The organism is Sphingomonas sp. dw_22 (assembly GCF_018449795.1).
GTDB lineage: Bacteria > Pseudomonadota > Alphaproteobacteria > Sphingomonadales > Sphingomonadaceae > Sphingomonas.
Map to the genome: position 1 here is coordinate 24,217 of NZ_JAAVVE010000006.1, position 24,527 is coordinate 48,743.

22 protein-coding genes and 1 tRNA gene are annotated in these 24,527 nt (G+C 67.8%); 13 read left to right on the plus strand and 10 right to left on the minus strand.

All coding sequences use genetic code 11. From position 1 onward, the window contains the following. Positions 1-2: 2 nt before the first annotated feature. The 5 genes from HB724_RS04290 to argH are packed head-to-tail and all read right to left on the minus strand — an operon-like array spanning position 3 to position 4,600. Entirely contained in the window at positions 3-956 is a 954-nt protein-coding gene (locus tag HB724_RS04290) for a CorA family divalent cation transporter (RefSeq protein ID WP_213979676.1), read from the minus strand. Further along, positions 953-1,714 carry a bifunctional precorrin-2 dehydrogenase/sirohydrochlorin ferrochelatase gene (locus tag HB724_RS04295; protein WP_213979677.1) on the minus strand — a complete coding sequence of 254 codons (762 nt, stop codon included), beginning with the start codon at positions 1,712-1,714 and terminating at the stop codon, positions 953-955. The genes HB724_RS04290 and HB724_RS04295 overlap by 4 nt, the downstream gene beginning before the upstream one ends. Next, a complete protein-coding gene (lysA, locus tag HB724_RS04300; RefSeq protein WP_213979678.1) occupies positions 1,711-2,970 on the minus strand; it encodes a diaminopimelate decarboxylase in 1,260 nt (419 codons plus the stop codon). Before lysA ends, HB724_RS04295 begins: the two co-directional genes overlap by 4 nt. An 11-nt stretch (positions 2,971-2,981) precedes the next feature. After that, positions 2,982-3,224: a hypothetical protein gene (locus HB724_RS04305; RefSeq protein WP_213979679.1), complete on the minus strand. Its 243-nt coding sequence runs from the start codon at positions 3,222-3,224 to the stop codon at positions 2,982-2,984. Then, entirely contained in the window at positions 3,221-4,600 is a 1,380-nt protein-coding gene (argH, locus tag HB724_RS04310) for an argininosuccinate lyase (protein WP_213979680.1), read from the minus strand. Before argH ends, HB724_RS04305 begins: the two co-directional genes overlap by 4 nt. A 16-nt stretch (positions 4,601-4,616) precedes the next feature. Here argH and HB724_RS04315 point away from each other — a divergent pair, with 16 nt between their 5' ends. Continuing rightward, entirely contained in the window at positions 4,617-5,183 is a 567-nt protein-coding gene (locus HB724_RS04315) for a redoxin family protein (RefSeq protein ID WP_346344663.1), read from the plus strand. A 14-nt stretch (positions 5,184-5,197) separates the two neighbouring features. Here the strand turns inward: HB724_RS04315 and HB724_RS04320 are convergent. Continuing rightward, positions 5,198-5,271: transfer RNA gene (locus HB724_RS04320), tRNA-Gln, on the minus strand. A gap of 277 nt (positions 5,272-5,548) precedes the next feature. Here HB724_RS04320 and HB724_RS04325 point away from each other — a divergent pair. The 3 genes from HB724_RS04325 (at position 5,549) to HB724_RS04335 (ending at position 7,551) form a co-directional block, all read left to right on the plus strand. Then, positions 5,549-6,589 (plus strand): Ppx/GppA phosphatase family protein, encoded by a 1,041-nt coding sequence (locus tag HB724_RS04325; RefSeq protein ID WP_256731313.1) that lies wholly within the window; start codon positions 5,549-5,551, stop codon positions 6,587-6,589. Continuing rightward, positions 6,586-7,266: an RlmE family RNA methyltransferase gene (locus tag HB724_RS04330; RefSeq protein WP_213979683.1), complete on the plus strand. Its 681-nt coding sequence runs from the start codon at positions 6,586-6,588 to the stop codon at positions 7,264-7,266. Before HB724_RS04325 ends, HB724_RS04330 begins: the two co-directional genes overlap by 4 nt. Before the next feature lie 120 nt (positions 7,267-7,386). Then, positions 7,387-7,551, plus strand: coding sequence for a hypothetical protein (locus HB724_RS04335; protein WP_213979684.1), 165 nt, complete (start codon positions 7,387-7,389; stop codon positions 7,549-7,551). A gap of 95 nt (positions 7,552-7,646) precedes the next feature. On the opposite strand, the gene rpoZ is transcribed toward HB724_RS04335, so the two are convergent. Then, positions 7,647-7,991, minus strand: a complete 345-nt coding sequence (rpoZ, locus tag HB724_RS04340; protein ID WP_213979685.1) for a DNA-directed RNA polymerase subunit omega — start codon at positions 7,989-7,991, stop codon at positions 7,647-7,649. A gap of 201 nt (positions 7,992-8,192) precedes the next feature. Here rpoZ and HB724_RS04345 point away from each other — a divergent pair, with 201 nt between their 5' ends. From HB724_RS04345 to HB724_RS04360, 4 genes are all read left to right on the plus strand, one after another. After that, the gene (locus HB724_RS04345; RefSeq protein ID WP_213979686.1) at positions 8,193-9,374 is read left to right on the plus strand and encodes a phosphatidylserine/phosphatidylglycerophosphate/cardiolipin synthase family protein; all 1,182 of its coding nucleotides are present in this window, start codon (positions 8,193-8,195) and stop codon (positions 9,372-9,374) included. A 45-nt stretch (positions 9,375-9,419) separates the two neighbouring features. Continuing rightward, positions 9,420-9,800, plus strand: a complete 381-nt coding sequence (locus HB724_RS04350; RefSeq protein ID WP_213979687.1) for a response regulator — start codon at positions 9,420-9,422, stop codon at positions 9,798-9,800. A 71-nt stretch (positions 9,801-9,871) separates the two neighbouring features. After that, entirely contained in the window at positions 9,872-11,437 is a 1,566-nt protein-coding gene (locus HB724_RS04355; RefSeq protein WP_213979688.1) for a PAS domain S-box protein, read from the plus strand. Then, positions 11,434-12,078: a response regulator gene (locus tag HB724_RS04360; RefSeq protein ID WP_213979689.1), complete on the plus strand. Its 645-nt coding sequence runs from the start codon at positions 11,434-11,436 to the stop codon at positions 12,076-12,078. Before HB724_RS04355 ends, HB724_RS04360 begins: the two co-directional genes overlap by 4 nt. A 71-nt stretch (positions 12,079-12,149) precedes the next feature. Here the strand turns inward: HB724_RS04360 and HB724_RS04365 are convergent, their stop codons facing one another. The 3 genes from HB724_RS04365 to HB724_RS04375 are packed head-to-tail and all read right to left on the minus strand — an operon-like array spanning position 12,150 to position 16,818. Further along, entirely contained in the window at positions 12,150-14,474 is a 2,325-nt protein-coding gene (locus HB724_RS04365; protein ID WP_213979690.1) for a beta-L-arabinofuranosidase domain-containing protein, read from the minus strand. A 40-nt stretch (positions 14,475-14,514) separates the two neighbouring features. Beyond that, on the minus strand, positions 14,515-14,694 hold the full coding sequence (locus tag HB724_RS04370; RefSeq protein ID WP_213979691.1) for a hypothetical protein: 180 nt from the start codon (positions 14,692-14,694) through the stop codon (positions 14,515-14,517). A gap of 21 nt (positions 14,695-14,715) precedes the next feature. Continuing rightward, positions 14,716-16,818, minus strand: a complete 2,103-nt coding sequence (locus HB724_RS04375; protein ID WP_213979692.1) for a S9 family peptidase — start codon at positions 16,816-16,818, stop codon at positions 14,716-14,718. Between the two features lie 88 nt (positions 16,819-16,906). On the opposite strand from HB724_RS04375, the gene HB724_RS04380 reads away from it, so the two are divergent. From HB724_RS04380 to HB724_RS04400, 5 genes are all read left to right on the plus strand, one after another. Next, positions 16,907-18,685 carry a DUF885 family protein gene (locus HB724_RS04380; RefSeq protein ID WP_213979693.1) on the plus strand — a complete coding sequence of 593 codons (1,779 nt, stop codon included), beginning with the start codon at positions 16,907-16,909 and terminating at the stop codon, positions 18,683-18,685. Positions 18,686-18,777: 92 nt separating this feature from the next. Continuing rightward, the gene (locus HB724_RS04385; RefSeq protein WP_213979694.1) at positions 18,778-19,428 is read left to right on the plus strand and encodes a GntR family transcriptional regulator; all 651 of its coding nucleotides are present in this window, start codon (positions 18,778-18,780) and stop codon (positions 19,426-19,428) included. A gap of 109 nt (positions 19,429-19,537) precedes the next feature. Next, positions 19,538-21,763 carry a S9 family peptidase gene (locus HB724_RS04390; protein ID WP_213979695.1) on the plus strand — a complete coding sequence of 742 codons (2,226 nt, stop codon included), beginning with the start codon at positions 19,538-19,540 and terminating at the stop codon, positions 21,761-21,763. Between the two features lie 21 nt (positions 21,764-21,784). Continuing rightward, a complete protein-coding gene (locus tag HB724_RS04395; RefSeq protein WP_213979696.1) occupies positions 21,785-23,461 on the plus strand; it encodes a DUF885 family protein in 1,677 nt (558 codons plus the stop codon). A gap of 1 nt (position 23,462) precedes the next feature. Then, entirely contained in the window at positions 23,463-24,482 is a 1,020-nt protein-coding gene (locus HB724_RS04400; protein WP_213979697.1) for an Ldh family oxidoreductase, read from the plus strand. Positions 24,483-24,527: the final 45 nt, after the last annotated feature.

Sequence of the window (24,527 nt, forward strand, 5' to 3'; positions counted from 1 at the left end):
CGCTATCGCTCGAACCAGTGGCGGCGGATGAAATAGGCCGCGATCGCGACTGCCGTCACCACGCACACCGCCACCACGCCCCAGAACGCCCAGGGCTCGTGCGCATAGGGGATGCCCGCCACGTTCATCCCCAGCAGCCCGGTGAGGAAGGTCAGCGGCAGGAACACCATCGCCACCACCGATATGACCAGCGAGCGCTGGTCGATCTGTTCGGCGCGCAGGTCGGTCAGCGTCTCATGGGTCAGCGCGGCGCGCTCGCGGATGCTCTCCAGCTCTTCGGCCATACGCGCGGCGCGATCGGCGGCGGCGTTCAGGTGCAGCCGGTCGTCGTCGCGCAGCCATTCGCCCGGGAAGGCCGCGAGCTTTTCGAGCGCGGTGCGCTGGGGGACGAGGAAGCGGCGATAGCCGATCGCCTGGACGCGGATGCGATTGACCAGCCGGCGCAGCTCGAAGGCGCGGTGCGTGGCGATCTGCTCCTCGCAATCGTCGAGCGAATCGCCCAGTTCGGCCACCTGCGGATCGAGCTCCTCGGTGATGGCGAGCGCGAGCGCGGCGATCAGGTCGCCGGGATCGAGGATCTTGCCGTCCTGGACCTGGGTGCGTACGTCCTCCAGCGCGTTGAGGGGCTTCCTGGTCACGGAAAAGACGCAGCCGCCATGGGCATATAGCCGGATCGACGCGAGCGGATCCGACATCGCCAGCGCCTCCGAAGAGAGGCCGCGCAAATTGATGACCGCGCCTTCGCCCACGGCGTCGCAGCGCGGCCGCGTCTCGGCGGCGGTCAGCGCTTCGAGGATATAGGGCGAAAGCCCCGCCTCGCTGCCCAGCCATGCCTTGGCGCGCTCGTCATTGGTGGTGAGGTGGACCCAGGTGAGGCCGGCGCGAATGTCCAGCGCCTGCTTGAGCGGCGGGGATTCGACCTTTCCGTCATGGACGACATAGGCGAAGCCGCTCACCCGGCCATCTCCACCAGGATCGACAGGCCGGGGCCGGGTTCGGCCGGGGGTTCGCTAATGGCTAGGCGCGGCGCATCGGCGCGGGCGCGGTTCAGGATCGCATCGGGCACGCCCGCAAGATGGAAGACCCGGTCCGCCTGCGCAAGGAGGCGGGCCTGGCGCAGGGTGAGATCGTCGGGATCGGGCGAGGTCAGGCGCAGGTGGACGAGCCCGCTCGCCGGCACATTGCCGGCCGAGGCGATCCAATGCCCGACAGCGCCTTCGCGGCTTTCCGCAAGCGGATCGAGGGGACCGGCAAGCCCGGCACCGAGCATGCGCCGTCGCTCGGCCGGGTCAGGCCAGCGTTGGCGCAGCGCTGCTTTGTGCTTCTCCAGCTCGCGAGCGAGCTGGCCCAGGCTTGCCGGCAACAACCCCTCCAGCCGCTGCCGCAGCGCCGCCGCCAGTCCGGCCGAGGTGCCGCCGGTGCCCACCGCGACGATCACCGGATCGCGATCGACGATCGCCGGCAGGGTGAAATCGCACAGATCGGGCCGATCGACTGCATTGACCAGCACGCCGCGCGCGCGCAGCCGCGCCACCGTCTCCTCCGGCTCGGCCAGAGCCACGATCGCGAGCGCCGCTTCGGCGTCCTCGCCGACGATCGACGCGCCGGTGCGCTCCAGCAGGCGCCGCTTGGCGTCCGCCGCTTCGCCGTCGCCAATCAGCATTACCGCCCGCCCCGCCAGCCGCACGAAGATCGGCAGGGCGGGCAGGCTCATTTCAGCCAGTCCGGGACATGTTCCTCGGCCATGATGTGCTCGGCGGCGATGCGCTTGGCGACCACTTCGAACCGGTCGCCGGACACCAGCACCTCGGGCACCAGCGGCCGGCTGTTGTAGGTGCTCGCCATCGTCGCGCCGTAGGCGCCCGCGGTCTGGAGCACGGCGAGGTCGCCGCCCTTCACCGCATCGATCTCGCGGCCCTTCACGAACACGTCGCTGCTCTCGCACACCGGCCCCGCGACATTGGCGACCATCGTCTTGCCGCTGGGCTTCACCGCCGCAAAGCCGTGATAGGCGTCGTAGAGCGCGACGCGCGCGAGGTCGTTCATCGCCGCATCGACGATCACCCAGGGATGGGTGACGCCGGGCTTCACCCACAGCACTTCGGTCACCAGCACGCCGGCATCGCCCGCGATGACGCGGCCGGGCTCGAACATCAGCTCGACATCCCAGCCCTTGGTCACGCGCGCGACCATCTCGCCGAATGCGGCGGGAGTCGGCGGCGTCTCGCCGGGGCGATAGGCGACGCCCAGTCCGCCGCCCAGATCGACATGGGTGATCGTGTGGCCGGCGGCGCGCAGATCGGCGACCAGCCGCCCGACGCGCTCGAACGCGGCTTCCAGCGGCGCCAGGCCCAATAGCTGGCTGCCGATATGCACGGCCACGCCGCGCAGGTTGAGCCCCTCCAGGCCGCCCAGCCGATCGAAGATCGCCGGCGCCTCGTCGATCGGCAGGCCGAACTTGTTCTCCGCCTTGCCGGTCGAGATCTTGGCATGGGTGCCGGCATCGACATCGGGATTGACCCGCAGCGCCGCGGGCGCGCGCAAGCCGCGCTCCGCCGCCAGCGCGGCGAGCACGACGCCCTCTTCCTCCAGCTCCAGGTTGAACTGGCCGATCCCGGCCTCCAGCCCCTGGATCAGTTCGGCGCGCGACTTGCCGACGCCGGAGAAGACGATGTCCTTCGCCGCCACGCCCGCGGCCATCGCGCGTGCCAGCTCGCCGCCCGAGACGACATCGGCGCCGAAGCCCTCGTTGGCCAGCAGCCGCACCACCGCGAGATTGGGATTGGCCTTGATCGCGAAGGCCAGGTGGACGCGGCCCAGCGGCGCCACGCCGTCACGGAACGCGCGCGCATTCTCACGCAGCCGCGCCGCCGAATAGGCATAGACCGGCGTGCCCACGGCCTGGGCGATGGCGGAAATCGGTACGTTCTCGACGTGCATCTCGCCGTCGATCAATTCGAAATGGTTCATGGTGCTCGGGATCAGTTGGAAGGGGGCAGGTCGTATTCGTCGCTGCGGCGTTTGTCCGAGCTTTCGATCAGGTCGTCGCTGCGCGCCGGGCGTGTCTGGATCGGCGCCTTGAGCAGGTCGCCGGTGCTCGGCGCCTCGGTTGCGCCATAGGGCGTGGCGGGAGCGGCGACGCCTTGCGGACGCTTGAGCTCGCCGCGCGCGCCGCAGCCGCCCAGGATCAGGAGCAGCGCCGCTGCCGGGATCACTCGCTTCATCGCCCGTTCTCCTTGCGGCCCGCGCGAGCCGTAGCGATCGCCTCGCGCACCCGCACCGGCGCCGTGCCGCCGAAGCTGGCGCGGCTCGATACCGATGCGTCGATGCTCAGAACGCCATATACGCGATCGTCGATCCGCGCGTCGATTTCCTTCAGTGCATCGATCGACAGCTGGTCGAGCCGGACGCCCTCGGCCTCTGCCCTGGCGACTGCGCGCCCGGTGATGTGATGCGCCTCGCGGAACGGCACGCCCGCCTCGCGCACCAGCCAGTCGGCCAGGTCGGTGGCGGTGGCGAAGCCCGATTCGGCCAGGGCGCGCATCCGATCGGTGCGGAAGGTCGCGCTTCCGACCATGCCGGTCATCGCCGCGATGCAGAGCCCCAGCAGGTCGTGCGCCTCGAACACCGGCGGCTTGTCGTCCTGCATGTCCTTCGAATAGGCGAGCGGCAGGCCCTTCATCGTAATCATCAGGCTGACGAGGCTGCCGACGATCCGCCCCGAATGGCCGCGCACCAGCTCGGCGGCGTCGGGGTTGCGCTTCTGCGGCATGATCGAGCTGCCGGTAGACCATTGGTCGCTGAGCGAGACGAAGCCGAAGGGCTGGCTCGCCCAGATCACGAATTCCTCGGCCAGGCGGCTGAGGTGCAGGCTGCACTGGGCGGCGGCGGTGAGATATTCGATCGCGAAGTCGCGGTCGGACACCGAATCGAGCGAGTTGCGGGTGGGACCGTCGAAACCGAGCGCCTTCGCCGTCGCCTCGCGATCGAGCGGAAAGCCGGTGCCGGCCAGCGCCGCCGATCCCAGCGGACACAGGTTCATCCGCGCGCGGGCATCGGCCAGCCGCGAACGGTCGCGCGCGATCATCTCGAAATAGGCCATCAGGTGATGGCCCAGCGTCACCGGCTGCGCGCTCTGGAGATGGGTGAAGCCGGGCATCACGCTGTCGGCATGTTCCTCGGCGCGCGCCAGCAGCGCGTCCTGCAATGTGCCCAGCGCCGCTTCCGCCTGGTCGATCGCGTCGCGTACCCATAGCCGGAAATCGGTCGCCACCTGATCGTTGCGCGAGCGCGCGGTGTGGAGCCGACCCGCGACCGGCCCGATCTTCTCGGCGAGGCGCGATTCGGACACCATGTGGATGTCCTCCAGGGACAGGTCGTCCGGCACGCCCTCGGCCTCGAAATCGGCGGCGACCTGCGTCAGCCCCTCGGCGATCCGGGCGGCGTCCTCCGCCGCGACGATGCCCTGCTTGCCCAGCATCGCGACATGCGCCTGCGAGCCGCGCAGATCCTGGCGCCACATTCGCTTGTCGAAGGGGATCGAGGCGTTTATCTCGCGCATCACCGCGGACGGGCCTTCGGCGAAGCGCCCTCCCCACATGGTATTGGAGCTGTCCTTGCGCTCGGCGATCGGTTTTCTCCTTCTGGGCGCGCTGGCAATCGGCGGCTGCGATAGGCAATCGCAAGGCCCACAGCAAGCGAACGAAACTTCGGCGGCGGCAAACGCGGCCGAGCCCCAATATGGCGGGGCGCTGGATCGTACCCACAAGGGCGAGGCGGCCCCCACGGCCGCATTCCTCGATCCCACGGGCAGGAAGGTCTCGATCGCCAGCTTCAAGGGCAAGCCGGTGCTGCTCAACCTGTGGGCGACCTGGTGCATCCCCTGCATCAAGGAGATGCCAACGCTCGATGCGCTGGCGGGCACCAGGGGCGATGCGCTGCAGGTGCTGACGGTCAGCCAGGATCTGAAGGGCAAGGAATCGGTCGATCCCTTCTTCGCCAAGGCGGGCTACAAGCATCTGAAGCCCTATCTCGACACCGATGCCGCGCTGAGCACCGGCATGGCCGCGAACCTGCCGACGACGATCCTCTACGATTCCGCCGGCAAGGAAGTGTGGCGGATGTCGGGCGATTATGACTGGTCGGGAGAGAAGGCCGCGGCGCTGATCGCCGAGGCGAAGTGAGCGCGAGAGGATGCTGGATGCCCCGTGAGGATTCGAACCTCAATTGACGGAGTCAGAGTCCGTAGTCTTACCTTTAGACGACGGGGCAACAGGCGGGTGCCTCTAGGCGGCGGAAATCCTCGGGTCAAGCTTCTCCGCAGAGCGCGGTGCGACAAAAAATTCGCCGCCCGTGCGACATAATAGACGGTTCCGATGAACCGGGCCTCGATCCCGGCGAAGAAATTCGACACCGGTCAATGGCTCCTGGGCGCTCCTTGCCCTGTGGAACACCCTGCGCTAGCTTCGCTTTCAAGCACCGGCGGCCCGCATGGCCGTGACGGAACAGAACATAAGCGAGTGAGACGATGGGGGATGGCTCCGCCAGAATGCCCCGCGGCCGGAATACAGGCTCCGTCCGCCCCGTGAGACCCTTTCCGCCGGCGGAAAGGCCGGCGCGCGCGCGCTGGCCCGAATCGCGCCACTATGCCGCGCTGGACCTGGGCACCAACAATTGCCGGCTGCTGATAGCCCGCCCGCACGGATCGGGCTTCACCGTGATCGACGCCTTTTCGCGGATCGTCCGGCTGGGCGAGGGGCTCGCTACCACCGGCCGCCTGTCCGACGCCGCGATCGAGCGCACGCTGGCGGCGCTGCGCATCTGCGCCGAGAAGCTCAAGCGCCGCAACGTCTCGCTCGCCCGCTCGGTCGCGACCGAAGCCTGCCGCCAGGCGGCGAACGGCGCCGAGTTCATCGAGCGCGTCTATCGCGAGACCGGCATCGCGCTCGACATCATCACCGCCGAGGAAGAGGCGCGGCTGGCTGTGCTCGGCTGCCATGCGCTGCTGGAGCCCGGCGACGGGCCGGCTTTGGTGTTCGATATCGGCGGCGGATCGACCGAGCTGGTATTGGTCGATTCGCATGCCCCCGTGCCCCGCATCCTCGACTGGCACAGCGCGCCCTGGGGCGTGGTCTCGCTCACCGAGGCGACCGCGGGCGCAGGCGACAGCCCGGAAGCACGCGCGGCGATCTATTCCGATATGCGCGCGCGGGTGCAGGCCAGCTTCGCGCCCTTCGTCGCCCGGCTCCGCTCGCCGGGCGGCACGCCGCGTCTGCTGGGCACCAGCGGCACCGTCACCACGCTTGCCAGCGTCCATCTGGGGCTTCCTGCTTATGACCGTTCCGTCGTCGACGGCCTTATCGTTCCCGCGCCCGCAATGCGCGACATCAGCCGCCGGATCGCGGGCATGAGCATCGCCGAACGCGCCCAGGTGCCCTGCATCGGCAACGAGCGCGCCGATCTGGTGGTGGCGGGCTGTGCCATCCTCGAATCGATCCTCGATCTCTGGCCGGCCGAGCGGCTCGGCATCGCCGATCGCGGCATCCGCGAGGGGATATTGCGCCGCCTGATGAGCGGGGCCGGGCTGTGAGCCGCGGCGGCGGGCGCGGCCATACGCGCGTGCGCACGGCGCGGGGGCGGACTCCGCAATCGAACCGCTGGCTCGAACGCCAGCTCAACGATCCCTATGTGAAGAAGGCCAAGGCCGAGGGCTATCGCAGCCGCGCCGCCTATAAGCTGATCGAGCTTGACGAGAAGTTCGGCTTTCTGAAGGGCTCGAAGCGGATCGTCGATCTCGGCCTCGCGCCCGGCGGCTGGACCCAGGTGATCCGCAAGCGGCTGCCGGGCGCCGCGGTGGTGGGCATCGATCTGTTGCCGGTCGATCCGATCGACGGCGCCGTGATCCTCCAGATGGACTTCATGGACGATGCCGCGCCCGATCTGCTGATCGCGGAGCTGGGCGGCGCGCCCGACCTGATCGTGTCGGACATGGCGGCCAACACCGTCGGCCATCCGCAGACCGATGCGCTCCGCACCCTGGGGCTGGTGGAGACCGCGCTCGATTTCGCGATAAAGACGCTCCAGCCCGGCGGCGCGTTCGTGTCGAAGGTGTTCGCCGGCGGGGCCGATTCGCAGCTCGTTGCCGAGATGAAGCGCAATTTCGCCACTGTGAAGCACGCCAAGCCGCCGTCGAGCCGCAAGGGATCGGTCGAATGGTTCGTCGTGGCCCAGGGTTTCAAGGGGCGCCCGACTGACTTGGATCAATAGGAATCGAGTCGCGTCCGGGGCGAAGGAGGCGTAAGCTTCTGCACATCGGCGCCAGGGGATTCGAGCACAGCGCCGACGGACAGCAATGGATAGCTGCCGCTCGCAAGTCTGGAGCTTGTCATGCCCCAAAGTGCTGACCGCGAATATCTCGAACGCCGCCACCGCCAGTCGCTCGAAAGGGCGCGGGCCGCGTCGGATCCCGCCATTGCCCGTGTCCATGAGAATTTTGCCGGCAGATATGCCGCTGCGCTGGCGCGGGAGGCGTCGGAAGAAGCCAAGGGATGAGGCGCGCGACCTGAAAAGAAAAAAGGCCGGGGGTATCGCACCCCGGCCTTTTTCATGATTCGTTGCTGAAATTCCCCTGGCAGGGAAGGCCGGGCTCAGCCGTCGTAGTCGCCGCCCAGATTCTGGTTGCGCGGCGGGGCGGCGGCGGTGAGACGCAGCGCCTCGGCCGAAGCGGCCAGCGAGCCGACCTCGTCCGGCGCTTCCTCGTCGTCGACTTGGACGCGCTGGAGGCTGGAGACCACCGCTTCCTCGAGATGCGTGGGGCGCACGGTTTCCTCGGCGATCTCGCGCAGCGCCACCACCGGGTTCTTGTCGCGATCGCGATCGAGGGTCAGCTCGGCGCCGCCCGAGATCTGCCGCGCCCGCTGGGCGGCGAACAGCACCAGGTCGAAACGGTTGGGAACCTTGTCGACGCAATCCTCGACTGTGACGCGCGCCATCTACGCTTCCTTAGGAATAATGGTGTCCGGGAGAGGCGCGGCATCTAGGGACGATGGGCGTCGATGTCAAGAAAATCGGGCTTCCCCCAAGCGGCGAGCCCGGTCGTTCCGCTGTTCCAGTCCCGTCACAGCCGGAGTCGCTGCTCCGATATCCAGAGCGCCGCGCTTGCGCCGGCCGGGCGCGGGCGGCATCTGGAGGGCATGACGCCGTTGTCCCAGCCCAGTTTCCCGGTGGAGGGCAACCGGCTCACCCTGCTGCCCGACGGACCCGAGCGGATGGAGGCGCTGCTCGACCTGATCCGGTCGGCCCGGCAGACGCTGCGCGTCCTTTATTACATCTATGTCGACGACGAGGCCGGCGCGGCGGTGCGCGACGCGCTGATCGAGGCGGCGGCGCGGGGCGTCTCGGTCCAGCTCATCGTCGACGGCCTGGGCAGCGAGCATGCCCAGAGCCGCCATTTCTTCGATCCGCTCCACGCCGCCGGCATCGAGGTCTGTCGATTCGTGCCGCGCTGGGGGCGGCGCTATCTGCTGCGCAACCACCAGAAGCTGGCGCTGGCCGATGCGAGGCGCGTCATCATCGGCGGCTTCAATGTCGAGGACAGCTATTTCGGCACCGTCTCGGAAGGCGCCTGGCGCGATCTTGGCCTGCTGGTCGAGGGGCCGGCGGCGACCCGGCTGGTCGGCTATTTCGACGCGCTGGCGCGCTGGGCGAAGCGGCCGGGGTCGTCGCTGCGCGCGCTGGCGCGGCTGCTCCAGGCATGGAGCGAGCCCGAAGGCACGACGCGCTGGCTGCTCGGCGGGCCGATGCGGCAGCTTTCTCCCTGGGCGCGGGTGGTCAAGCGCGACATGGAGCGATCGCGCGCGATCGATCTGATCGCCGCCTATTTCGCCCCCAGCCCGGCGATGCTGCGCCGGCTCGACAAGGCGGGGCAGCGCGGCCGGGTGCGGCTGGTGCTGCCGTCGAAGCTGGACCATGGCGCGGCGATCTGGGCGGCGCGCTTCACCTATGCCGGGCTGCTGCGCAAGCAGGTGCAGATCTACGAATATCTGCCGACCAAGCTCCATTCGAAGCTCTTCGTCATCGACGATGTCGTCCATATCGGCTCTGCCAATTTCGACATCCGCAGCATGTTCCTGAACCTGGAGCTGATGCTGCGGATCGAGGATCCCGATTTCGCCGCCTATGTGCGCGGCTATGTTGAGGGCGAGATTTCCGTATCGGAGCGGATCACGCCCGAACTCTACAAGGCGCGCACCGGCCCCTGGACCCGCCTCAAGCAGCTCGCCGCCTATTTCGTGATGGCGGTGCTCGACTATAACGTCACGCGCAGGCTCAATTTCGGTTCGCGGCGCGCGGGGGCCCCGCCGCACCATCCGTAAGACTACGCATCGCGGCGCGGCGGCCCGAAATGTAGCGCTCGGCGGATGTCAGTAAATTCCGAAATCCAGACTTTTCCCCGCGGACGCATCCTGCTTCTCGAAGACGATGATGGCGTGCGGCGCTCGCTGCAATTGCTGCTCCAGGGGCTCGGTTTCGAGGTGCGCTCGTTCGCCGCGGCCACGCCCGCGCTCGCCGATCCACTTTCCGCGGAGATGGACTTTCTGATCGCCGACAATCGCCTGCCCGACGGCGACGGCCTGAGCGCGCTCCGGACGCTGCGCGCGCGCGGCTGGCAGGGGCGGGCGATCCTGATTACCGCCTTTCCCTCATCCGGGGTCAGCGAGGCGGCGGAGCAGGCGGGGTTCGCCGCGGTGCTCGAAAAGCCGCTGCGCCAGCAGGTGCTGCTGGGCGCACTCACGCGCTGATGGCGGCGGCTCCGTCGTCCACCTTCACGCGCCCACTGGTTATGGCTCCGAAATATTCCTACTGATCGGGCATGAGGCACTGGCTGAGCAATTGGGGCCCCCGTCTTCGGCTTCGGCGCGAAGACGACGTGCGGCGCGCCGAGGATCTGGCCGAAGAGCTCAACCTGCTGATCGACGGCGCCGCCGGCTATGCCATCTACATGCTGGATCCGCAGGGCCGGATATCGATCTGGAACAAGGGCGCCGAGCGGCTGAAGGGCTGGACCGAGAAGGAAGTGGTGGGCCGCCCTTCCTCGATCTTCTATCCCGCAAGCGCCGTGGCGGCGGGAAAGCCGGAATCCGATCTTGAGCGCGCGCGCGCCGGCGGCAAGCTGGAGGAGGAGGATTGGCGCGTCCGCAAGGATGGGTCGGAATTCCTCGCCCATGTCACCACCACGCCGCTCTACGACAAGGCCGGCAAGCTCAAGGGCTATGGCAAGGTCATCCGCGACGTGACCGCCCAGCGCGCCGCCGAGCGTCAGCTCAGCGCCAGCGCCGCGCAGTTCCGCTCGATCCTGGCGACGGTGCCCGATCCGATGATCGTCATCAACGAGATCGGCGACATCCTCTCCTTCAGCGCCGCCGCCGAGCGCCTGTTCGGCATCACCGAGGCCGAAGTGGTCGGCCGCAATGTCGATATGCTGATGCCCTCGCCCGATCGCGAGAATCACGACGCCTATCTCCAGCGCTATCTCGCGACCGGCGAAAAGCGGATCATCGGCCGCGGCCGCACCGTGATCGGCCGGCGCCGCGACGGCACCACCTTTCCGATGGAGCTGGCGGTGGGCGAGGCCATCACCCAGGGCGAGCGGATGTTCACCGGCTTCATCCGCGATCTGACCGAGAAGCAGCGCACCGAGGAACGGATCGAGGAACTGCGCTCCGGGCTGGTGCATGCCGCGCGGGTGAGCGCGATGGGGACGATGGCATCGACGCTGGCGCATGAGCTCAACCAGCCGATCACCGCCGTCACCAATTATGTCCAGGGCGTGCGCAACCTGATGCGCGACCCGGCTCCCGAGGATCTGCCGATGATCCACGAGGCACTCGACGAAGCCACCAGCGAGGCGATGCGCGCGGGCGACATCGTCCGGCGGCTGCGCGAGTTCGTCGGCCGCGGCGAAGTCGAGAAGAGCGTCGAGGATCTGCCCAACCTGGTCGACGAAGCCTCCAAGCTGGCGCTGATCGGCGCGCGGGAGAGGGGCGTCTCGGTCAGCTTCGATCTCGATCCGCATGCGACTCGCGTGCTGGTCGACAAGGTGCAGACGCAGCAGGTGCTCATCAACCTGATGCGCAACGCGATCGAGGCGATGTCCGATTCGCCGCAGCGGCACCTTGCGGTTTCCAGCGCGCGCGAAGGATCGGGCCTTGTCCGCATGACCGTGGCGGATACCGGCCCCGGTGTCGCGCCGGCGATCGCCGAGAATCTGTTTCGCGCCTTCAACAGCACGAAGGAATCGGGCATGGGTCTGGGCCTCTCGATCTGTCGCACGATCGTCGAGGCGAATGGCGGGCGCATCTGGATGGAGCCGCGCGAAGGCGGCGGCTCGCTGTTTCACTTCACCTTGGTCAGTGCGGAACCGGAGACGAACGAATGACGCAGGCGCGGCTCATCCATATCATCGACGACGAGGACAGCGTCCGCCGTTCGGCGGGCTTCATGCTCAAGACCTCGGGCTTCGCCGTGCAGAGCTGGGCCTCGGGCATCGCCTTCCTCAAGGAAGTGCGCCATCTCGATGCCGGCTGCATCCTGCTCGACGTGCGCATGCCCGAGATGGATGGGTTGGCGGTGCAGCAGGCGCTGCTCGATCGCGGCGTGACGATGCCGGTGATCGTGTTGACGGGCCATGGCGACGTGACGATCGCAGTCAAGGCGATGAAGGCGGGTGCGGTCGATTTCATCGAGAAGCCCTTCGCCAACGACGTGCTGCTCGCGGCGATCGAGGCGGCGTTCGCCCGGCTCGACGCGGCGGAAGACAGCGTGGGCCGCGCATCGGAGGCGGAAGTGGTGGTCGCCGGCCTCACCGCGCGCGAGCGCGAGGTGCTGGAGGGGTTGGCGCAGGGCTATCCCAACAAGACGATCGCCTATGATCTGGGCATCTCGCCGCGCACCGTGGAGGTCCACCGCGCCAATGTGATGACCAAGCTCGGCGCGCGCAGCCTGTCCGACGCGCTCCGCATCGCCTTTTCGGCGGGCATGGGCGGCGACAACGCCTGGCCGCCGCAACCGCAGGACTGACGCGGCTTGGGGCGGCGCCCGGCGCTTGCAGGGCTGGAGGATCGCCTAGCGAAGCGCGGCTGACTATGGCGCTAGAATGCCCGGATCGCGCGGACCCGGCGCGGGAAATCCTTGTCGTCGCCGTGCAGCCGGCCATTGTCGGCGAAGTCGATATGCGCGGCCATGTCCGCATCGTGCTGCGATGATGCCCAATATTCGCAATTGTCCGTGGCACCGCCCAGGTGGAAGGCGCCGATGCCGGTGGCGCACAGTGCCGTGTACATTTCGGCGAGTTCGTCGCGCGACGGGAGGAACCAGCCGCCGACCCCATTGAGGCGGAATGCCGTGCAGAGCTGGGCCGCACCCGTAGACTCGGCGCAGCCCGCCAGCATTTCCGCAGTGTTCTGCCGCCCGGTGCCGATCGCCAGGCCGCGCGCGCCGGGGATCTCGTGGCGGAAGCATCCCCATTTCGCGCCCATGCTCTGGTCGAACGGCGCGGCTTCGAGATAGCGCCAGCCGTCCCTGGCCGCATCGGGGTTGCGATAGAAGATCAGCCCGCCTGCGGGGCCTGTGTCGCCGACCTGATAGTCGTCGGCCAGCAGCCAGCCGGTCATCTCGCCAACCCCGCGATTGGCCCAGAGGTGATAGGGAATCAGCGTGAGCGGCGCGATCTTGCCCGATGGATCGGCGGCGTGGCGCGCCACGGTGTCGATCACCACCGCGCCGCCAAGGAGTCGCTTGTCGAGGCGCGGCGCGAGCGCTGCATCGGGTGCCACGACGAGATCGAGCGCGGCATGGCCTGGCGCGTCGGGCCATTCGGCACAATATGCGATCGGACCGCGGGTGATCGCGACGCGCCGGCGATCGTCCTTGACCCGCACATCGGCGACGACGCGGCGCGCATCCATCGGGAAATCGATCTCGATAGTGTCGCCATCGCGCCAGTCGCGGCGTAGCGTCACATAGCCGAGAGGGTCGGGTGTGGCGGACACGGGCCTGCCATTCACGGCGATCGCCACCGGTGCGCCGACGGTGCCGGCAAAGGCATAGAGACCACCGGGCGAGACTTCGCCACGCGCCCAGCCGGGAATGCGCAACCGGATCGCTCCGCTCGCCGCGCCCGTGACGGTGATCCGGGTTCTGCCGCTCCAGGGCAGACCGCTCTCGATGGCCAGCTTCAGCGTTTCGCCCGCCAGGTCGAACGCCGCCGTGCTGGAGACATAGAGGTTCACGTGGATCGCGCCGGCGTTGTCCTGGGCGTAGATCAATCCCGGCATCGACGCGAGGAAGCGCACCAGATTGGGCGGGCAGCATTCGAGCGCGGCATGCTGCCATCGCGCGTCGCGGCCGTCGCCGGCGCTGGCGAGGCGGTTGACGTAGAAGAAATGGTCCCCCGATTGCGACACGCCGGAGACGGCATTGTTGTACATGCCGCGCTCCATCACGTCGATGTAGCGCCCGTCGCCGGTCGCCAGGAACAGGCGGTGGTTGAGGGTCTGCCACATCAGCACCGCGCAGGTTTCGGAATAGGCGGCGAGATTGGGCAGCTGCCAGGGCGCGCCGAAGCCTTCGTTGCCGGTCGCGCCGACTCCGCCGGTGAAATAGAGCTTGGTGGTCGCGACGTCGTTCCACATCGCCTGCGCCGCGTCGAAATAACGCCGGTCGCCCGAATATACGCCATATTCGACCATCGACAGCATCAGCGTGACGCCGTTCACGGCATGGCCCACCGCCTCGCGCTGCTCGACCACGGGCGCATGCGACTGGGTATGGCGGCTGCGGCCCGGCGAATCCGCCCGGCCGCGCGCGTCGAGATAATGTTTCGCGAGCGCCAGATGGCGAGGATCGCGCGTTACGCGATACAGATGGAGACAGCTCAGCGCGTGCCGCTCGCCGCCGGGAAAGGGCGGGTCGCTTTCGCGAAACTGGCGGTCGAGCGCGTCGGCGGCGGGCAGCGTCTTGTCGATCAGCCGGCGGTCGCCCAGCGTGGTATATAGCGCGGCGCCCAGCTCGAACTGGCGGTTCTCGCCGCCCGCGCCCGGAGTCGCCAGCATCGCCGCGACGCACCGCTCGACATAGGGTTTCAGGCCCAGATCCTCGCGCGTCTTCGCGGTGTAGATCGCCGCCTCCAGCACGCCGCCGTTCAGCCGCTCGGCGACGTCGCCGAGCTTGGCGATCTCGAAGGGGATGGTGACCTCGGCGTTGCGCGCGACCTTGGGTGCCCAGAAATCGTCCTTGAGCGCTACTTCCCAGAAGGGCTTGGTGCGCAGCGGGAAGTCCCGCCCGGTGGGAAAGGCGGCGCTTGCCGCGGCGGGCGCGGGCGCCTTGCCCTCCGCCCGCGCGGCCAGGGCAAGGCCGCCGATCGCGCCGGGTGCCGCAGCCAGGAACTGGCGCCGTTGCAGCTTGGGTGACGTCATCGCGGCTCTCCGTGGTTCGACTATTCTCGTGCGGGGGCTCTCAGCCGCGCGCGCCATGTGCCATCTCGGCGTTGCGCGGGACGGCGGTCACCGTGGTCGATTCCCCGCGCTCCCGCCTCAGCCAGCCGGCGAGCAGCGCGCCGCCCATATTGCCGACACCGGCGGGGAGGATCGTCTCCCCGCCGGTGTCGGACGCATCGCCGCTATCGCCTGGCCGCATGCCGGTCCCGGACTGCGGCGTTCAGGGCTTCACCGCCGCGAAATGCCTGGCGTACCAGGCGATCGAGCGGTCGAGGAAATCGGCGATATGCTGGGTCTCGCGCATGCCATGCCCTTCGCGCGGATAGCGCAGCATGATCGCCTCGACGCCGACATCGTGGAGCGCCGTGAAATATTGCTCGTCTTCGGCCGGGTTCACCAGCAGATCGGCATCGCCATGGCTGAGCATGATCGGCGTCTTCACCTTGTCGACGAAGCGGATCGCCGATCGGCCCCACAGCATGTCGTTGATGCCGTCCTCATGCGGCTTGCCGAAATATTCCTGCTGCAGATAATCGTGATAGACCGACATGTAGTTGTGGCTGACCAGGTTCGAGATGCCGGCCCAGGGGATCGCCGCCTTGAACCGCGTCGTCTGGGTGATCAGCCAGTCGGTGAGCTGCCCGCCATAGCTGGCGCCCTCCACGCCCAGCCGGTCGGCGTCGATCCATGGATATTTCGCGATCGCCGCATCGAGCCCGGCGAGCACGTCGCGGCCCTCGCCGCCGTCCTGGTCGCGCGCGATCAGATTGGCGAAGCTCTGGCCGTATCCGGTCGAGCCGCGATAATTGACCATCAGCGAGGCATAGCCCTTGGCCGCCAGCGCCTGGTTCTTGAACGCGAAGGCCGGGCTCTGCTGGCCGTGCGGGCCGCCATGGATCACCACGATCAGCGGGTATCTGCCCTTGGCCTTGGGATCATAGCCGATCGGCATGGTCAGGAACGCCTCGACGTCGCGATCATCGAAGGTCTTGAAGGTGAAGGCCTCGACCTGGGCGATCTTCTTCCTGCCCAGCAGTTCGGCGTTGAGGCTGGTGAGCGGCCTGGGCGTGGCGCTGCCGCGGAACGCATAGAGTTCCGGCAGGTCGCCGGGCGTCGCCATCGCCGCGATCACTTCGCCGCTGGGCGCCACCGCGAAGGTGCCGACCGAGGCGCGCATCGCCGGCGGCGGGCCGATCCGCTCGGGCGTGCCGCCCTGCCAGGGCAGGCGGTACAGACCGACGCTGCCGCGCGCCTGGACGGTGAAATACAGCCATTTGCCGTCGGGCGACCAGGTCGGCCGGCTCTGGGTGCTGTCGATGACCAGCCCGACTTCCTTGGCGGTGCCGCTCGCGACGTCGAGCGTCCAGGCGTGCGGCTCCTCCATATTGCTTTCGGACGAGGTGAATTTCCGCTTGAGCCCCGAATAGGCGATCGTCCTGCCGTCGGGCGACCAGGTCGGCGCCCATTCGATGCCCTTGGTCTTCGTGATCTGCTGCACGGCCTTGGTCGCCACGTCGATCGTGAAGATGTCGGCATTGTAGGTGAGGTCCGGATCGGCCTCATGGTTCGACACGAACAGCAGCTTCCGGCCGTCGGGCGCCCAGTCGGGCGAATGCTCGTAATAGTCGCCGTCGGTCAGCTGGGTCACCTTGCCGCTGGCGACATCGGCGACGAACAGATGGAGATGCTTGTTGTCGTTGAACCGGTCGGGGAAACCGCGCGCCGGGCGATACCAATAGCGGGTGATCACGATCGGATCGGCTTCCATCTCCGGCTCGGTCGAGGGGGTGGCGGAGACGAAGGCGACGCGCGTGCCGTCGGGCGACCAGGCATAGCGCTCGCCCATGCGCGGCAGCGGATGATTGGTGTCGTCGATCGGCGCGAGCTTGTGGGCGCCGGAGCCGTCGGCATTGGCGATCACCAGCCCGCCATCGCCGCGATAGACCACCCTGGTCCCATCGGGCGAGAAGCGCGGGCCGCCGCCCTCGACGCCCTCGGCGCTGCCCCAGGGCCTGGTGGCGCCGCTCGCCACGTCGAGCGTCCAGATGCGGGTATAGGGCGCGCCGATGCGATCGGCATATTGCACGGTGAACAGCGCCTGCCGGCCGCTCGGCGCGATCTGCGGATCGGCGGCCGAGCGCAGATGGAACAGGTCGGCGCTGGCCAGGCCCTCGGCAGTGCTGGGCGGCGGCACCTGCTGCGCGGGCGGCTGCGACACGGCCGGCTTTTGCTGGGCCAATGCCGGGGCGGCGGTGCCGATGGTCATGGCCGCCACCGCGAGCGTGGCCAGCAACCTTGCCCTGCGTCCTGTTGCGATCGTCATCACGAACCCTCCCTTTCGTTTGCGATTTCACTTCTCGACTCGAACGTATACGGTATATGAAACAAGAAACCTAGAGGGGCGCGACACGATGGCGAAGGCGGTTCTGGCTCTGGCATTGCTGGCGGGCGCGCCTATTCCGGCGCCGGCCCTGGCGCAGCCGGTCGCGGAGTCCGCGGCTGAGACCGCCGCCGATGCCCGGTTCCGCGCCCTCTACACCCGCGAATGGGAGTGGCGCCGGCGCGAGATCGGGATCGAGGACGAGGATGATTCGAACCTGCCGATCCGCTCCAGCCTGCCCGACGTCTCCGCCGCCACCCAGGCGAAGCGGCTCGCCTATCTGGAGCAGGTGGAGGCCGCGCTCGACGGCATCCGGGTCGCCGGCCTGTCGCCCAAGGCGCAGGTCGATTATGCCGTCTATCATGCCCAGATCGACGCGCTGGTCGCGCGCTGGAAGTTTCGCGACTGGGAAAAGCCGGTCGGCTCGTCGGGCGGCTTCTGGAACGGCGCGGCACGCGATGCGCGGCGCCCCTTCCGCACCGAGCAGGACTATCTGAACTTCCTGTCGCTGATGCGCGACGTGCCGCGCTATTTCGATGAGCAGGTCGCGAACATGCGGGCGGGGCTGGCGCGCGGCTTCACCGCGCCCAGGGTGACGCTGGCCGGCCGCGACAAGCCGCTCGCGGCGATCGCCGACGCGGCATCGCCCGAGGCGACGCCGTTCTACGCGCCGTTCAGGGAGATGCCGGCGAGCATCCCCGCCGCGCGCCAGGCCGCGCTGCGCGCCCAGGCCGTGGCGCTGATCCGCGACGCGGTGATCCCGGCGCACCGCAAGGTGCTGACCTTCTTCCGCGACGTCTATGTCCCCGGCGCGCGCGAGACGCTGGCGGCCGAGGCGCTGCCCGACGGCAAGGCCTATTACCGCTCGAAGATCCGCGAGTTCGTGACGCTCGACCTGGCACCTGACGCGATCCACCAGATCGGCCTCAAGGAAGTCGCGAAGATCCAGGCCGAGATGGTCGCGACGATGCGGGCGACCGGCTTCACCGGCGATCTCCACGCCTTTTTCGATTTCCTGCGCACCGATCCGCGCTTCTATCCGACCAGCGAGGAACAGCTGCTGCGCGAGGCTGCGTGGATCGCCAAGCGCTTCGATGCCAAGGCCGATCTATGGTTCGGCCGCATGCCGCGGCGGCGCTTCGGCATCACCCCGATGCCGGCGGCGACCGCGCCCTTCTCCACCTATGCGCTCGGCGGCCCCGGCTATTTTCTGCTCAACACCTATAACCTGCCGCAGCGGCCGCTATATGTGCTGACCGCGCTGACGCTCCATGAGTCCGCGCCGGGCCACGGCTTCCAGATGCCGCTCGCCGAGGAGAATGCCGACCAGCCCGATTTCCGCCGGAAGGTCTATATGTCCGCCTATGGCGAGGGCTGGGGGCTCTATTGCGAAAGGCTCGGCGTGGAGATGGGCATGTACCAGACGCCCTATGATCTGTTCGGCATGCTCAACTATCAGATATGGCGCGCGGTCCGGCTGGTGGTCGATACCGGCATCCACGCCAGGGGCTGGAGCCGCGACCAGGCGATCCGGTACATGAAGGACAATACGTCCCTGACCGATCAGGAAATCACCACCGAAGTAGATCGGTACATCGCCGGGCCGGGACAGGCGCTTTCCTATTATCTTGGCGAGATGGCGATAGTCGAAGGGCGAGCCAAAGCGGAAAAGTCGCTTGGCGCGAAATTCGACATCCGCAACTTTCACGATATGGTACTTGAACTGGGGTCAGTCCCGCTTCCCGTGCTTTCCACGCAGATCGAGCATTTTATTGCCGAAGGCGGCAAGAACCCCAAGCCGAACCTTTGAATGGATTTGAGGCCAAGCATATTGCACGGATCCTGTAGATTTTATACAGTTTGACTGCCCGCATCAGAACACAATCATAAAGAGAAGAACTCATGAGCCTTGTCATCCGCACGCTGTCCGATCAGCTGGTGAGCTTGGTCCGCGACCGCATTCTTTCCGGCAAGGTTCTGCCCAACAGCCCGATACGCCAGGACGCGTTGGCCGGGGAGCTCGGCATCTCGAAGATTCCGCTGCGCGAGGCGCTGGCGCGGCTGGAGGAGGAAGGGCTGGTCCAGAGCCAGGCCAATCGCGGCTTCTTCGTTCGCGAACTAAGCGCCGCGGAGGCGGAGGAGGTCTATGCCCTCCGTCTCAAGCTGGAGCCCGATGCCATAACGATGGCCGCGGAGCATGCGACCGCCGCCGATCACCAGGCGGCGACCGATACGCTGGCGACGCTCTATCAGGTCACCGATGCCGGTGGGGAAGGCGTCGGCGCGTTCAACCGCGCGTTCCACCTGGCATTGCTGCGGCCGAGCGGACAGGTCATCACGGTCAACTTCCTAGAGCGGCTGCACGTCCTGTCCGAACGTTATGTGCGCAAGCATCTCGAGCCGATGGGCCGCGACGAGCGTGCGAACGAGGAGCACCGCCAGATGCTCGACGCCTGGCTGAACAAGGATCTCGGCACGCTGCATGATCTCACCGCGGCGCATATCCAGAAGACGCTGGACGACCTGAACCATCAGCTGGCCGCCGCCGAATAGGCACTGCGCTTCCGCCCGCCGCGGCGCCTGTCCGGCCCGCGACGATAGCGCGTTGACATGGTCACGGCATAGTTGAATAAAGTATACCATTCTTCAGGGAAGGGTTGGTATGCGGTTCGGTCTCGCGATGGTTGCGGCTTGTGCGCTTGTCCTTCCCGCCACGGCCATGGCCCAGGCGCTCACGGTCGAGCAGATATTCGGCGACGGTGCCGCCGCGCTGGATCGGCCGCTCGCGAGCAAGTGGCGCGCGGACGGCGAGGCCTATACCACGCTTGAAGAATCGGCTTCGGTGGCCGGCGGGATCGATATCGTCCGCTACGAGGCCGCCACGGGCGCCCGCTCCATTCTCGTCGATGCTGCGCTGCTCAAGCCTGCGGGTGCCGACAAGCCGCTCGCGATCACCGATTATGTCTGGTCGCCCGACGGCCAGGCGCTGATGGTCCAGGTCCGCGCGCCCACTGCGCGGCGCAACAATCCGCTCGGCGATTATTGGCTGCTCGATCTCCGGACCCGCAAGCTGCGCCAGATCGGCGCGGCCCGGCCCGCGCTGAGCCTGATCCATGCCGAATTCGCGCCCGACGGCGCGCATGTCGCCTATGTCAGCGGCAACGATCTCTATGTAGAGAACGTCGCCAGCGGCGCGGTGACCCGGCTCACCACCGACGGGTCGGACCGCATCCTGAACGGCCGCAGCGACGTGGTCTACGAGGAGGAGTTCGGCCTCGGCAAGGCATTCGAATGGAGCCCGGATTCGCGGCATATCGCGTATTGGCGGTTCGATACCGAAGGCGTCGGCACCTTCTACATGATCCGCAACACCGACGGACAATATTCCAGGCCGGTGCCGCAGCAATATCCCAAGCCCGGCACCACCAACTCGGCGGTCAGGGTCGGGGTGACGGCGATCGACGCGCCGGCAACGACCTGGCTGGCGCTCGAGGGCGATCCGCGCAACAATTATGTGCCCCGGATGGACTGGGCCGATGCCGGCCATGTGTTGATCCAGCATGAGAACCGGCTCCAGAACGCCAATCGCGTACTGCTGGGGGACGTCGCCAGCGGCGCGGTGCGTCCCGTGTTCACCGACACCGACAAGGCGTTCGTGAACATCAACGCGGAGGTGCGTTTCACCAGGGGCGGCAAGTTCACCTGGCTCAGCGAGCGTGACGGCTGGCGCCACCTCTATCTGGTCGGCCGGGACGGCAGGCTGGATCTGCGCACCCCCGGCAATTTCGACGTGGTCAGCGTCGAGCAGATCGACCCGGACTATGCCTATTTCATCGCCGCGCCCGACAATGTCACCCAGCGCTATCTCTACCGGGCACGGCTGACGGGCGCGCCCCGGATCGAGCGGCTGAGCCCGGCCGGCCAGGCGGGCACGCATAGCTATGATATCGCGCCCGGCGCGAAATGGGCGTTCCACACTTTCTCGACGGTCGATACGCCGCCGGTGACCGACGTCGTCAGCCTGCCCGGCCACAAGGTGGCGCGGGTGATGGCGGACAATGCGAAGATGCGCGCCTTCGTCGATGCCACGCCGCACCGGCCGACCGAGTTCTTCAAGGTCGATATCGGCGGCGGTACCGTGCTCGATGCCTGGATGATGAAGCCGCCGCATTTCGATCCGGCGAAGAAATATCCGCTGCTCGTCTATGTCTATTCCGAGCCCGCCGGCCAGACCGTGGCCGATCGCTGGGGCGGCGACCGCTATCTGTGGCACATGATGCTCGCCCAGCAGGGCTATCTGGTGGCGAGCGTCGACAGCCGCGGGGCGGCCGCGCCGCGCGGTCGCGACTGGCGCAAGAGCATCTATCGCCAGGTCGGCATCCAGGCATCGGCAGACCAGGCCGCGGCGGTGGAAAAGATGATCGCCACCCGGCCCTATATCGATGCGAGCCGCATCGGCGTGTGGGGCTGGAGCGGCGGTGGCGCGATGACGCTCAATGCGATGTTCCGCTATCCGGATCTCTACAGGACCGGCATCGCGGTGGCAGGGCCGGCCAACCAGCTCCTGTACAATTCGGTGTATCAGGAGCGGTACATGGGTCTGCCGGGCGACAATGAAGCCGGCTATCGCGACGGTTCGCCGATCAACTTCGCCCAGAACCTGAAGGGCAATCTGCTCATCGTCCACGGCACCGGCGACGACAATGTCCATTACCAGAATAGCGAGCAGCTGGTGGATCGCCTGATCGGGCTCAACAAGCAGTTCTCGATGATGGCCTATCCGAACCGGACGCACGGCATCACCGAGGGACGCAACACCCGGCTCCATTTGTTCACGATGCTGACCAACTATCTGCACGACCATCTGCCGGCCGATCCGGCGAATTGACCGCACGCAAGGGGAAGCCGCATGGCCATCGCATATCGTCTCGCCGCAGTGATGCTCGCCATGGGCACGGCCGCCGCCATCTCTCCCGCAATCCCCGCCGAGGCGCAGACAACGGCGGCCGGCTATCCCGCCTTGGTCAGGCTGTTCCAGGAGTGGCGCGCCTTCGCCAGGCCCGAATGGCGCGGCGGCGTGCCGGACTATACCGCCGCCGGCATGGCGGCGAAGGTTGCCGCGCTCCCTGCCTGGCAGGCGCGCCTCGCCGCGATCGATCCCAAGGGCTGGCCGGTCGCGCAGCAGACCGACTATCAGCTGGTCAAGGCCGAGATGAACGGCATGGACTTCGACCAGCGCGTATTGCGGCCCTGGGCGCGCGATCCGAGCTTCTACGTCACGATCTGGCCGTCGCGCACCGACGTGCCCTCGCGCGAGGCGCCGGTGGCGAGCCCGGAAACCCTGCTCTACGCCTATAAATATCCGCTCTCCGCCGCCGACCAGAAGAAGCTGCTCGGCGAGATCGGCGCGATTCCCGGCTTCCTGGCGCAGGGCCGCGTCAATCTGAAGGACGCCAACGCGCGCGACCTGTGGTTCTACAGCGTCGCGAGCCTAGACGGGCAGCTGAAGGCGCTCCAGCAGCTCCAGGCCGGCACGCTGCGGGTGAGCACGCTCGAAGGCAGCTGGAACGCCAATCTGAACGGCGCGAGCCCCGCGCTCAAGAAGGCGGTGGCCGATGCGATCGCGGCGACCCAGAGTTTTATCGACTGGGTCAAGGCCGAGGCGCCGGGCAAGACCGGTCCGTCGGGCGTCGGCAAGGACAATTACAATTGGTACCAGAAGAACGTCCATCTGGTGCCCTATACCTGGGACGACGAAGTCGCCTTGCTCCGCCGCGAGCTCGATCGCGCGCACGCCTCGCTGCGGCTGGAGGAGCATAACAACCGCAACCTGCCGCCGCTCGACCCGGCGCCCGACGCCGCGACCTTCGACAAGATGGCGCGTCAGCGGCTCGACAAGTTCGTCGACTTCCTGGTCAGGCAGGAGGTCATTCCGGACAAGCCCTATCTCAAGGATGCGCTGGTCCCGCAGATCAGCCGCTTCGCGCCCGAGGGCAAGCGGCCCTTCTTCACCCAGGTCATCCTGCGCGAGCCGATGCTGCTCTACAGCCATGATGTCCACTGGATCGATCTTGCCCGCATGCGCGACGAGCCGCATCCCAGCCTGATCCGGCGTGAGGCTTCGCTGTCGAACATCTGGGACGTGCGTGCCGAGGGCTTCGCGACGGCGTTCGAGGAACTGCTGATGCATGCCGGCCTCTACGACGACAATCCGCGCGCCAGGGAGCTGGTATGGATCATGCTCGCCAATCGCGCCGCGCGCGGCCTCGCCTCGCTTTATGTCCAGTCGAACGAATGGACCTTGAAGCAGGCCGGGCATTTCCACGCCGAATGGACGCCGCGCGGCTGGTCCAACCCCAATGACGAGCTGACGGCGTTCGAGCAGCTGCTCTATCTGCGCCAGCCCGGCTATGGCACCAGCTATATCATCGGCAAGCTGGAGCTCGATCACGTCATCGCGGCGGACTCGCACGCGCTCGATCGGCAGGGCAGGCCGTTCGCGCTGCGCGACTTCCTCGACAAGTGGAACGGCGCCGGCATGATCCCGCCGGCGCTGATCGAGAACGAGATCGTGCCGCAGCCCTGACATGACAGAGACCGATACCGAGACGATGACGCTCGACGCGGTCCGCGCGCTGGCGCGGTCGGTACTGGCGCGATTCGGCCTGTCGCCGGCCCATGTCGACGCGGTGGCCGAGACGATGGTCGCCGGCGAACGGGACGGCTGCGCCTCGCACGGCATCTATCGCCTCCTGGTGTGCGCGCACACGATCCGCGCCGGCAAGGTCAGGCTCGACGCCGAGCCGGTGGCCGAGGATTGCGCGCCCGCGCTGGTGCGGGTGCATGCCGATGGCGGCTATGCGCAGCTGGCGTTCGCGCTTGGCCGGCCGTTGCTGGCGCAGAAGGCGCGGCGCCACGGCATCGCCGCGCTGGCGATCAACAACTGCGTCCATTTCGCCGCGCTGTGGCCCGAGGTCGAGGTGCTGGCCGAGCGGGGACTGGTCGCCTTCGCCTGCACGCCCAGCCATGCCTGGGTCGCGCCGGCGGGCGGCACCGCGCCGATCTTCGGTACGAACCCGATCGCGTTCGGCTGGCCGCGGCCGGGCGGGCACCCCTATGTGTTCGACTTCGCGACCAGCGCGGTGGCGCGCGGCGAGATCGAGCTGCATCGCCGCGCCGGAGAGCCGATCCCGCCCGGCTGGGGGATCGACGCCGCCGGCGCGCCGACCACCGATGCCGAGGCGGCGCTGGCCGGGGCGATGCTCACCTTCGGCGGGCACAAGGGATCGGCGCTGGCGACGATGGTCGAGTTGATCGCCGGACCGCTGATCGGCGACATGACCAGCCGCGAATCGATCGCGGCCGATGCCGGCGCCAAGGCGTCGCCGCTGGGCGGCGAGCTGGTGATCGCGATCGATCCCGCCGGCTTCCTGGGCGCCGGCGTGGCGGCGCACCTCGCCCGTGCGGAGGCGCTGTTCGAGGGGATAGCGGGGCAGGGCGCGCGCCTGCCGTCGCAGCGGCGCTATGCGGCGCGGGCGCGCAGCCTGGCCGAAGGCGTGCGGGTACCCAGGGCGTTGCTCGACGATATCCTGGCGTTGCTCGACTGACCGTTGGAGCCTGTTTCGGCAAAGCAGGAACAGGGGCGAGGCTCC

Excerpts from the sequence above, each read along its gene's own strand:
- HB724_RS04305 (WP_213979679.1), bottom strand. The coding sequence starts at position 3,224 with ATGAAGCGAGTGATCCCGGCAGCGGCGCTGCTCCTGATCCTGGGCGGC.
- HB724_RS04400 (WP_213979697.1), top strand. The coding sequence starts at position 23,463 with ATGACAGAGACCGATACCGAGACGATGACGCTCGACGCGGTCCGCGCG.
- HB724_RS04335 (WP_213979684.1), top strand. The coding sequence starts at position 7,387 with ATGCCCCAAAGTGCTGACCGCGAATATCTCGAACGCCGCCACCGCCAG.
- HB724_RS04350 (WP_213979687.1), top strand. The coding sequence starts at position 9,420 with ATGTCAGTAAATTCCGAAATCCAGACTTTTCCCCGCGGACGCATCCTG.
- HB724_RS04395 (WP_213979696.1), top strand. The coding sequence starts at position 21,785 with ATGGCCATCGCATATCGTCTCGCCGCAGTGATGCTCGCCATGGGCACG.
- HB724_RS04390 (WP_213979695.1), top strand. The coding sequence starts at position 19,538 with ATGCGGTTCGGTCTCGCGATGGTTGCGGCTTGTGCGCTTGTCCTTCCC.
- HB724_RS04325 (WP_256731313.1), top strand. The coding sequence starts at position 5,549 with ATGCCCCGCGGCCGGAATACAGGCTCCGTCCGCCCCGTGAGACCCTTT.
- rpoZ (WP_213979685.1), bottom strand. The coding sequence starts at position 7,991 with ATGGCGCGCGTCACAGTCGAGGATTGCGTCGACAAGGTTCCCAACCGT.
- HB724_RS04380 (WP_213979693.1), top strand. The coding sequence starts at position 16,907 with ATGGCGAAGGCGGTTCTGGCTCTGGCATTGCTGGCGGGCGCGCCTATT.
- HB724_RS04360 (WP_213979689.1), top strand. The coding sequence starts at position 11,434 with ATGACGCAGGCGCGGCTCATCCATATCATCGACGACGAGGACAGCGTC.
- HB724_RS04370 (WP_213979691.1), bottom strand. The coding sequence starts at position 14,694 with ATGCGGCCAGGCGATAGCGGCGATGCGTCCGACACCGGCGGGGAGACG.
- HB724_RS04295 (WP_213979677.1), bottom strand. The coding sequence starts at position 1,714 with ATGAGCCTGCCCGCCCTGCCGATCTTCGTGCGGCTGGCGGGGCGGGCG.
- lysA (WP_213979678.1), bottom strand. The coding sequence starts at position 2,970 with ATGAACCATTTCGAATTGATCGACGGCGAGATGCACGTCGAGAACGTA.
- HB724_RS04345 (WP_213979686.1), top strand. The coding sequence starts at position 8,193 with ATGACGCCGTTGTCCCAGCCCAGTTTCCCGGTGGAGGGCAACCGGCTC.
- HB724_RS04385 (WP_213979694.1), top strand. The coding sequence starts at position 18,778 with ATGAGCCTTGTCATCCGCACGCTGTCCGATCAGCTGGTGAGCTTGGTC.
- HB724_RS04375 (WP_213979692.1), bottom strand. The coding sequence starts at position 16,818 with ATGACGATCGCAACAGGACGCAGGGCAAGGTTGCTGGCCACGCTCGCG.
- argH (WP_213979680.1), bottom strand. The coding sequence starts at position 4,600 with ATGTGGGGAGGGCGCTTCGCCGAAGGCCCGTCCGCGGTGATGCGCGAG.
- HB724_RS04355 (WP_213979688.1), top strand. The coding sequence starts at position 9,872 with ATGAGGCACTGGCTGAGCAATTGGGGCCCCCGTCTTCGGCTTCGGCGC.
- HB724_RS04365 (WP_213979690.1), bottom strand. The coding sequence starts at position 14,474 with ATGACGTCACCCAAGCTGCAACGGCGCCAGTTCCTGGCTGCGGCACCC.